Below are 8,951 nucleotides of genomic sequence, written 5' to 3'. Positions count from 1 at the left end.
TGCCGCGGCGGCGGCTCGGCGGCTGTCCAGGGACAGGGGCCGCCCCTCGAACTTCGCCGGGACGCGTGCCGCTCCCGCGTGCGGGACGGCCACGTCGATGTCCGGTACCCGGCGGGAGATCTCCGCGACCGTGCGGATCGAGGCGTTGTCGCCGCTGACGTAGACGGTGGGAAGTCCCTGCCCGGACAGTACGAATCCAGTGACCTCGCAGTTGACGTTCCCGTCGGCGTCGAGCTCGCCGTCCTCCGGACCGTGAACGGCCGGAACCGTCAGCACGGTCAGATCTCCGCCCCCGTCCGGGCGCGGCAGGGAGTGGGTCGTCCACGGGGAGAGGCCGACGGCCGGTGAGCCGAGCCGCCCGGCGGCCAGGGGGCCGGTGAGCACCAGCGGCGCGGCCTTCGCGAACGCGCGGCCTCGCTCGTCGAGGTTGTCCGGATGCGTGTCGTGGCTGACCAGGACGAGCTCGACCGGTCCCACCGCGTCCTCGTCGGCGGCGGGTCCGGCGGTCTTGGTGAGATACCCGTGAGGACCCGCCTCGTCGAAGGTCGGATCGCTGACGATGCGCAGGCCGCCGATGTCGATGACGGCCGTCGGGCCGCCCAGGACGGTGACCGCGCATTCCTGCCGGGACAGCCCTGTGCTCATCGTGACCCTCGCGGAATGTCCCTGATCGTTTCGCTCACACCGTCGACGCTAGTGATGGCGCGGTGCCACGTGAAATGCCCGTCATGAGGCAGCCATGCGCGCCATGCATGGCTGCTGCTCACCGTTCGGCCGAGGCGGGCATCACGCCGACGTCGTCTGTACGGCGGCATCCAGGAACCGGCGGATCAGTGTCCGGCGGGCGTCGGGCAGGTGGACGAGGCTGACCGGGATCGTCGGTGCGTTGGTGAGGGCCACGAAGCGAACCGCGGGGTGCTGGGTACGGCGCCGCGCGACCTCCGGGACGATGCCGATGCCCCGTCCCGTGGCCACGGTCTCCAGCCACTCGTCGTAGTTCGCCGTTTCGATGATCTGGGCCGGACGCTGGTCCGCGGGCCATGACCAGGGGCCGGTGGTACCGCTGACCGTGTTGACGACGAGCGGCCAGTACTGGACGTCCGTCCAGTCCAGATGATCGAGGCGGGTCAGATCGCAGTGCTCGGAGCATACGGCGATGCGCGGCTCGTCGAACAGATGCAGAATGCGCGCCCCTCTCGGCGCGTCGACGTCGCCCCGGACGACCGCGATGTCGAGCGAGCGCTGACGCAATGCCTGAAGGGGATCGTCGGTCCTGGTGAGGGCGACCGTCGCTCCCGTGCTCTCCTCGAAGCGGCTGACGGTCCGCTGCGTCCAGGGATCCGGCAGCAGCCAGCTGAAGCCGAGCCGCAGGGTGACGCGATGCCTCGCGACGGCGAGGGCCTGGTCCAGGGTTGAGAGGACCCGCTCGACGTGGACGAGGAACTCCGCGCCGGTGTCCGTCAGTTCGACATGCCGCGAGGACCGGTCGAGCAGGCGGACGCTCAGGTTGCCCTCCAGCTGCGCGATCGTACGGCTCAGCGCCGGCTGAGTGATCAGCAGTTCCTCGGCGGCGCGGGAGAACGAGCGATGGCGGGCCACGGACGCGAAGGCCCGCAGGTGACGGAGTTCGACGTCCATGCCCATCGCGCCAGCCCTGCGCAACGACTTCACCGATCGGTGCGAACCCCTCGCCCCGGCCGGCCACCCCTCGCCCTCGACGCGGCTGATGACCGGCTCGACGCCGACGACTGCGCGCCCCCGGCGCTCGATGAACTTCGCCGGGGCCTGGTCGAGGGACCAGGGTTCGTCGTGGCCCGCTCGTTACGGTAGGCCAGGCGGCGCATCCGTTCCTCGATCCGGGCCGGGTCGTCGTGCACGACCAACTGCCCGTGGGCGTGGGCGGTCACGTGCTTCCGAAAGGGCGCCTGACGAGAGTACGTGCCCCGGGCAGGCGCCTTTTCGCATGTGTCTAGAAGAAGCCCAGCTTCTTCGGCGAGTACGACACCAGCAGGTTCTTCGTCTGCTGGTAGTGCTCCAGCATCATCTTGTGGGTCTCGCGGCCGATGCCCGAGCCCTTGTAGCCGCCGAACGCCGCGTGCGCCGGGTACGCGTGGTAGCAGTTCGTCCAGACACGGCCCGCCTGGATGGCGCGGCCCGCGCGGTACGCGGTGTTGATGTCCCGCGTCCACACCCCCGCCCCGAGCCCGTACAGCGTGTCGTTGGCGATCTTGATGGCGTCGTCGAAGTCGTGGAACGACGTCACCGACACCACCGGCCCGAAGATCTCCTCCTGGAAGATCCGCATCCGGTTGTCGCCCTCGAAGATCGTCGGCTGGACGTAGTACCCGCCCTTCAACTCACCGTCGTACTCGACGCGTTCGCCGCCCGTGAGGACCTTCGCGCCCTCCTGCCGGCCGATGTCCAGGTAGGAGAGGATCTTCTCCAACTGGTCGTTCGACGCCTGGGCGCCGATCATCGTGTCCGTGTCGAGCGGGTGCCCGGTCCTGATCTGCTCCGTGCGGGCGACCGCCGCCTCCATGAACTCGGCGTAGTGGCCCCGCTGCACCAGCGCCCGTGAGGGGCAGGTGCACACCTCGCCCTGGTTGAGCGCGAACATCGTGAAGCCTTCCAGCGCCTTGTCGCGGAAGTCGTCGTTCGCCGACCACACGTCGTCGAAGAAGATGTTCGGGGACTTGCCGCCGAGTTCCAGCGTCACCGGGGTGATGTTCTCGGAGGCGTACTGCATGATCAGCCGCCCCGTCGTGGTCTCACCGGTGAACGCGACCTTCGCCACCCGCGGACTCGACGCCAGCGGTTTGCCCGCCTCCACCCCGAAGCCGTTGACGATGTTCACCACACCCGGCGGCAGCAGATCGGCGACCAGGCTCAGCCAGTAGTGGATGGACGCCGGGGTCTGCTCGGCCGGCTTCAGCACGACCGCGTTGCCCGCGGCGAGCGCCGGCGCCAGCTTCCAGGTGGCCATCAGGATGGGGAAGTTCCACGGGATGATCTGCGCCACCACGCCGAGCGGCTCGTGGAAGTGGTACGCCACCGTGTCGTCGTCGAGCTCGCCCAGCGAACCCTCCTGCGCGCGGAGCGCGCTCGCGAAGTAGCGGAAGTGGTCGATGGCGAGCGGAATGTCCGCGGCCAGGGTCTCCCGGACGGGCTTGCCGTTCTCCCAGCTCTCGGCCACCGCCAACTGCTCCGAGTTGGCCTCCATCCGGTCGGCGATCTTCCGGAGGATGTCGGAGCGCTCGGTCACCGACGTACGGCCCCAGGCGGGCGCGGCGGCGTGCGCCGCGTCCAGCGCGCGCTCCACGTCCTCGGCGGTGCCCCGCGCGATCTCCGTGAACGGCTGCCCGTTGACCGGAGTCGGATTCTCGAAGTACTGGCCACGCGCCGGCGGCACGTACTCTCCGCCGATGAAGTGGTCGTAACGCGCCTGGTAGGAGACGATCGCGCCCTCGGTGCCGGGCGCTGCGTAACGGGTCATTGCGGCTCTGCCTCCTGGGAAGGCGCTGCCCGCCGTTGGGCAGCTCTCGACGCCGAGGCTAGGAACGAAGACGTTGCGAGGACGTTGCGTGCCGGGGCTTACGGACGGACGCCGGTCTTCGTCTCGCGGCGTCAGTGAGGTCGGGGACGCTCCCATCCCGCCGGTGCCGCCAGCTCCGCCTCCAGGTCCTCCAGGCGGGCCCTCGCCGCCGCAGTCGGCCGTACCACCGTAAGGGCCCGCCAGACGTCGATGTCGTCCTCGCCCCACGGGGTGTGGACCCAGTCGGCCAGCAGGTCGGGGTCGCGGCGGGCGATCAGCGCCGACCGCAGCCCGTCGGCGAGTCTGCGGCGCAACCGAGCCACCGCGGGCGCCTGCGAACCGGGCAGCAACGGGCCCCGGTATGCGGCCGCCGCCTCCGCCACCGCCCCGGACGCCAGCCGGCGTTCCACGACGCCGGCATCGGACTCGACCGCCGCCGTGAGCCGGTACGGGCGCGACGCCAGCAGACCGGGGCCGAGGATCCGGCGCAGCCGGGCCAGCTCGGCGCGCAGCGTCACCGGCGTCACCGACTCGTCCTCGTACAGCGCGCACAGCAGTTCGTCCCCGGTCAGCCCCTCCGGGTGCCGGGCCAGCAGCACCAGGATCTCGCTGTGCCTGCGGCTGAGCCGGACGCTTCGGCCGCCGACGAGGAGCCGCGCCTCGTCACGGCCGAGCGCCGTCAGCCGCAGTGTGTCCGCCACGTCCTCGACCGGCGCCAGGAGCGCCAGCTGGGACTCGGCGGCCCGGGCCACCGCCTGCACGAATCCCAGGCTGTGCGGATGCGCGAGCCGGTCCCCGCCGGTGATGTCCAGCGCGCCGAGCACCCGCCCGGTGCGCGGATCGTGCACCGGCGCCGCCGCGCACGTCCACGGCTGGACCTGCCGGACGAAGTGCTCGGCGGCGAACACCTGCACCGGCCGGTCCACCGCGACGGCCGTCCCCGGCGCGTTCGTACCCACCGCGGACTCCGCCCAGCGGGCACCCGGCACGAAGTTCATGCTGTCCGCCCGCCGTCGTGTCGCCGGATGTCCCTCGACCCACAGCAGCCTGCCCTGCGCGTCGCACACCGCCAGCAGATGCTCGCCGTCCGCCGCGAACGGGCCCATCAGTTCACGCACCAGCGGCATCACCCGTGCGAGCGGATGCTCGGCCCGGTACGAGCCGAGATCGCCGTCCGCCAGCTCCACCGGCGCCGTACCGTCCGGTCCGACGCCCGCCAGCGCCGAACGCCGCCACGAGTCGGCCACCACAGGACGGACCCGCCGCGCCACCGTCCCGATCGCCGTGAACGTCTCGTGCGCGCGACGCAGCTCCCGTACCCGTTCGACGGGATCGGCCCCTGGCTCCAGGGCCACCCACGGCTCGGTCAACTCGGCCTCCCGGGAACGGCGGTGCGATGGGTGACATCGTCACTCCGCAGTCGGCCGCCGACAACCGTTTCGACCGGCATGGACCCGAACGGAACCGGCAGTTCGTGCGCGGGCGTCAAGAGGCGTTGACCAGCCTCATGTAGCGCGTCCAGTCCCAGTTCGGTCCGGGGTCGGTGTGATCGGTGCCCGGGACCTCGTAGTGGCCGATGATGTGTGCCCGGTCCTTCGGGATGCCGTGTCGCGCACAGATCGCCGCCGTGAGTCTGGCCGACTTCTCGTACAGGGCGTCCGTGAAATATCCGGGCCGGTCCACCCACCCTTCGTGCTCGATGCCGATGCTGCGTGTGTTGTAGTCCCAGTTGCCCGCGTGCCAGGCGATGTCGTGCTCGCGGACACACTGCGCGATGTGACCGTCCGCCGACCGGACGACATAGTGCGCGGACACGTTCTTCCGCGGGTTCTGGAAGATGCCCAGGGTGCTCGTGTACGTCGCCTGCGTCACGTGGATGACGACGAGGTCGAGCGGGTGGCTGAAGGGCCGGTCGGACGGCGTGTAGTTACGGGGGTCCGCCGACATCCAGTCCGCGAAGGGATGGTCGACGGCCCGGGGCCGGGCGTGGGCCGGTGCGGAGGGAAGCAGTGTGTAGGGAACCGCTGCGAGGGCCGCGCCCTGTAGTAACCGGCGCCTGCTGGTGAGGGGTCTGGCCCGTTCCTGCTCGGTTTGTTTCATGGACGGAGTGCCTTCCGTTCCTGACTTTCGAAGAAGTGCCGATTTTGTTCCTGATCTGCTCAACGCCCCAGCGCGGTCGCCGTTTCGCGCATCCGGGCATGGATTCCTCGGTGCGTCTCGCGTGCCGGCAGCCATTCCTTGCGGAGCTTGGCCACGCACGTGTAGTTGGTGTCGCAGACGTTCGCCAGCGGAGACTCGACCGTCTGGGTGGCGAACTGGTAGGCGTCCAGCTCGCTGAACCCGTAGTCGCGCACCAGCCACTGCACCAGGTCGAGCTGGGATATCCGGAACGCGTCCTCCAGCGGGCGTGCCGAGCCCGTCGAGATGATGTGCGTGTCGGTCTCGATGCGCGGCCAGGGTGTGGCGACGCCCTTGAGCAGCTCGACGATCACCACGCTGTTCATCGCGCACTCGACGGCCACCCCGCAGGTCTCGCCCTCTCCCTGCCGGGCATGCCCGTCGCCCAGGCTGAGCAGGCCGCCCTCGACGTTCACCCCCAGATAACAGGTGGCACCCGCCCGCATCTCCGGAGTGTCCATGTTCCCGCCGTGCGTGTCCGGCACCAGCGCGGAGCGGACCTCCAGGTTGGCCGGTGCCACGCCCACCGTGCCGTGCATGGGATCCATCGGCAGCTCGACGCGGATGTCGCTGTCCCGGGCGGTGAACAGAGCGGTGCGCCGCTCCCGATCCAGTTGCCAGATCCACACGGCTTCCGGCAGCGGCGGCTGCAGTGTCGCGGTGGTGTGCGTCGAGGTCAGCGCGCCGAACAGGGGCACTGTCGTCGAGGCCGCCCAGTCCCTGGCCGGTTCGATCGACACGAAGTGGACCGCGAGGGTGTCCCCCGGCTCGGCGCCCTCCACATGGAACGGACCGGTCTGCGGGTTCAGGAACGGGAACTCGCACACCTGCGACACCAGGTCCTTCTCGGACCGGACCCGTCCGGCGAAACAGTCCTCCGTGTACAGGTCGAGGACCGTGCCCGGCGCGATCCTCGCGACGGGCGGTGCGCCGCCGAAGGTCCAGGCGTATTCGTCCGGCGTGGGCCGCACGGTCAGGATGCGGGGGTCGTTCATGGCTGTACGGCTCCGTTCGGCAGAGAGTCGGGGGTGGGGGAGTCGTCCAGATGGACGCGGGCGGTCTCGGCTATCCGTCCGGGGTGGCGCCGCAGCAGGACGAGCAGCACCACGACCCCCGCGGCCATCCAGACCCCGACGACGGGGCCGGCGTACGACACCGGTGCGGTCAGCGTGGACACGAAGGGGAACACCGGCAGGCCCGCCGCGGTCAGCAGGGCGGGCACGAAGGCGGCCACGCCCAGCAGCGGGAACAGCAGGTGCCGCACCGGGCTGAACGACTCCCGCCCGCGGCGCAGGAAGTAGCCCGCGCACGCCAGGTTGACCACGATGTACACACCTATGACGACCGTCACGATGACGGTGGCCAGCAGAAGGAACGCCGTGACCGGGTCGTAGGCGAGGCCGAGCCCCAGCATGACCCCTACGGCCACCGCACTCTGTACGGCGACACCGGCGGCGGGGGAGCGGTACCTGGGGTGCAGGCGCGCGAAGAGCGGCGGGAACACCCGGATGCGCGCCAGCGCGAAAGCCGTACGCGTCGAGACGTTGGCGCACGCGTTGGCGTTCGCGACCGTCGAGTTGACGACTGCCAGGAACACCAGCACCCAGAAGAGTCCGAAGGATGCCCGCGCCACACCTTCCCAGGACGCCGCTCCGGACGCGCCGAATCCCGCGAAGCGGTCGGGGCCGACGAACACGGTCATCGCGTAGGTCGTGACCACGTAGAACAGTCCGATCGCGAGCGCCGCTCCGAGGACCGCGCGGTGCATCGTCCGTCGCGGATCCCTCGTCTCCTCCGCCAGCGGTGCGGCCGCCTCGAATCCGGCGAAGGCGAGCACCGTGTAGACCGATCCGGCGAAAACGCCGCTCACGCCCTCGTACCCCTTCGCCGTGTGCGAGGTCCCGAACACCGACAGTGTGTTGTGCCCACCCGCTCTGACGATCAGCCAGAGCGCGAAGACCAGGAACACCATCACTTCGAAGACGCCGAGGACGGTGCCGAACCGGGCCGAGGCGCGCACGCCGACGTAACCGGTCACTCCGATGATCACCGCTCCGGCGAGTGCCCACGGCCACCACAGATCGTCCGGATACGCGGACCACTCCTGATGGAGCGTGCCCGCCGTTGTGAAGCCGAGCTGCAGGAGCAGCAGCGGCGGCACCAGCGCCTCCACGAACACGTAGGCCCAGCCGACGAGGAAGCCGACGGCCGGGTGCAGCCCCTGAGCCGCATAGGTGGCCACGGAACCGGCGGCAGGCAGCCGCCGCGCGAGCTCGGCCACGCACGACGCTGTGAACAGACATGCCACCAGTGCGACGAGCACGGACAGCGGCAGGCTGCCGCCCGCGAAGGCCGCGCCGGAGGGAATGGACGCCGCGACCGCTGCCGCCGGCGCCATCGCTGTGATGCTCTGGAACAGGACCTCACGCAGGCCGATCGCCTCACGCCTCAGGCCGAAAGCCGTGTCCCCCGCCATGTGAACCCCCCGATTCCGCCCCGCGCAGCCACTGCCCGGCGGCTGCGCATCGCGTGAATCACGGTACGGCGCGGGGCGGTTGGGCAGGAAGAGGGCGGTGTCGCCGGTGGACAACCAGGAGACTGTGGATATCTCCGTCACCCGTTCGAGGGGGGTGGTGTGACCGTGCTCCCGGCAGCTCCGGGCCAGGCGGTCACATCCGAGCCGCCACCGCCGCAGGATCGTCCAGCACCGCCCGCACCACCGAGTGCGCGGCCCCCAGCAGCGGCCCTTCGGACCCCAGCCGTGAGACGCTCACGGCGCAGGCCGGGCCGGCCGTTCGCCGGGCCAGTTCCCGCTCCAGGGACGGCACGAGCCAGGGCGCGAGAGCGGCCAGGGCTCCACCCAGCACGACCGACTCCGGGTCGAGCAGGTTGACCGCTCCGGTGATCGCGATTCCGAGCGCGGTTCCGGCGCCGCGCAGGGCTCGCAGTACCTCCCGGTCGCCCTGCGCCGCACGCTCGGCGAGGAGCTCGACGCGGTCCTCGCCCGGTGTCAGCCCGGCCGCGCGCAGCACGGCCTCCTCGCCGGCGTACTGCTCCAGACAGCCACGGCCGCCGCAGGCGCACGCGGGACCCTCCGGGCGCACGGGCACATGACCCAGCTCGCCCGCGAATCCACGCGTCCCGCGCAGCAGCCGCCCGTCCACGACCACGGCGCCGCCGATGCCGATCTCCGCCGATACGTCGCAGGAAGTCGCGGGGCGCGTCGTCACCGAGCCACAGC

General features: G+C 70.7%; 7 protein-coding genes and 1 pseudogene. All 8 read right to left on the bottom strand.

Features of this window, described 5'->3' with window-relative positions; all coding sequences use genetic code 11:
* On the bottom strand, positions 1-645 hold a 645-nt coding region (locus C3488_RS38270; RefSeq protein WP_103845445.1), incomplete at its 3' end, for an MBL fold metallo-hydrolase.
* A gap of 141 nt (positions 646-786) precedes the next feature.
* Positions 787-1,638 (bottom strand): LysR family transcriptional regulator, encoded by an 852-nt coding sequence (locus tag C3488_RS38265; protein ID WP_103845446.1) that lies wholly within the window; start codon positions 1,636-1,638, stop codon positions 787-789.
* Between the two features lie 331 nt (positions 1,639-1,969).
* Positions 1,970-3,493 carry an aldehyde dehydrogenase family protein gene (locus C3488_RS38260; RefSeq protein WP_103845444.1) on the bottom strand — a complete coding sequence of 508 codons (1,524 nt, stop codon included), beginning with the start codon at positions 3,491-3,493 and terminating at the stop codon, positions 1,970-1,972.
* A 131-nt stretch (positions 3,494-3,624) separates the two neighbouring features.
* Entirely contained in the window at positions 3,625-4,902 is a 1,278-nt protein-coding gene (locus C3488_RS38255; protein WP_103845443.1) for a GAF domain-containing protein, read from the bottom strand.
* 115 nt (positions 4,903-5,017) lie between these two features.
* Positions 5,018-5,632 carry an N-acetylmuramoyl-L-alanine amidase gene (locus C3488_RS38250; RefSeq protein WP_103845442.1) on the bottom strand — a complete coding sequence of 205 codons (615 nt, stop codon included), beginning with the start codon at positions 5,630-5,632 and terminating at the stop codon, positions 5,018-5,020.
* A gap of 59 nt (positions 5,633-5,691) precedes the next feature.
* The gene (locus C3488_RS38245) at positions 5,692-6,705 is read right to left on the bottom strand and encodes an acetamidase/formamidase family protein (protein ID WP_103845441.1); all 1,014 of its coding nucleotides are present in this window, start codon (positions 6,703-6,705) and stop codon (positions 5,692-5,694) included.
* A complete protein-coding gene (locus C3488_RS38240) occupies positions 6,702-8,186 on the bottom strand; it encodes an APC family permease (RefSeq protein WP_103845440.1) in 1,485 nt (494 codons plus the stop codon). The genes C3488_RS38245 and C3488_RS38240 overlap by 4 nt, the downstream gene beginning before the upstream one ends.
* 193 nt (positions 8,187-8,379) lie before the next feature.
* Positions 8,380-8,951, bottom strand: a pseudogene (locus C3488_RS38235) (ROK family protein); the annotation flags it as partial.

The organism is Streptomyces sp. Ru72, assembly GCF_002920635.1.
Lineage (GTDB): Bacteria > Actinomycetota > Actinomycetes > Streptomycetales > Streptomycetaceae > Streptomyces.
The sequence above is the reverse complement of the archived record's forward strand: the minus strand, read 5'-3'. Positions and strand labels throughout refer to the sequence as shown.

What these genes read in the sequence shown, in the direction of transcription:
- C3488_RS38245 (WP_103845441.1), bottom strand. Translation starts at nt 6,705, where the DNA reads ATGAACGACCCCCGCATCCTGACCGTGCGGCCCACGCCGGACGAATAC.
- C3488_RS38260 (WP_103845444.1), bottom strand. Translation starts at nt 3,493, where the DNA reads ATGACCCGTTACGCAGCGCCCGGCACCGAGGGCGCGATCGTCTCCTAC.
- C3488_RS38250 (WP_103845442.1), bottom strand. Translation starts at nt 5,632, where the DNA reads ATGAAACAAACCGAGCAGGAACGGGCCAGACCCCTCACCAGCAGGCGC.
- C3488_RS38265 (WP_103845446.1), bottom strand. Translation starts at nt 1,638, where the DNA reads ATGGACGTCGAACTCCGTCACCTGCGGGCCTTCGCGTCCGTGGCCCGC.
- C3488_RS38240 (WP_103845440.1), bottom strand. Translation starts at nt 8,186, where the DNA reads ATGGCGGGGGACACGGCTTTCGGCCTGAGGCGTGAGGCGATCGGCCTG.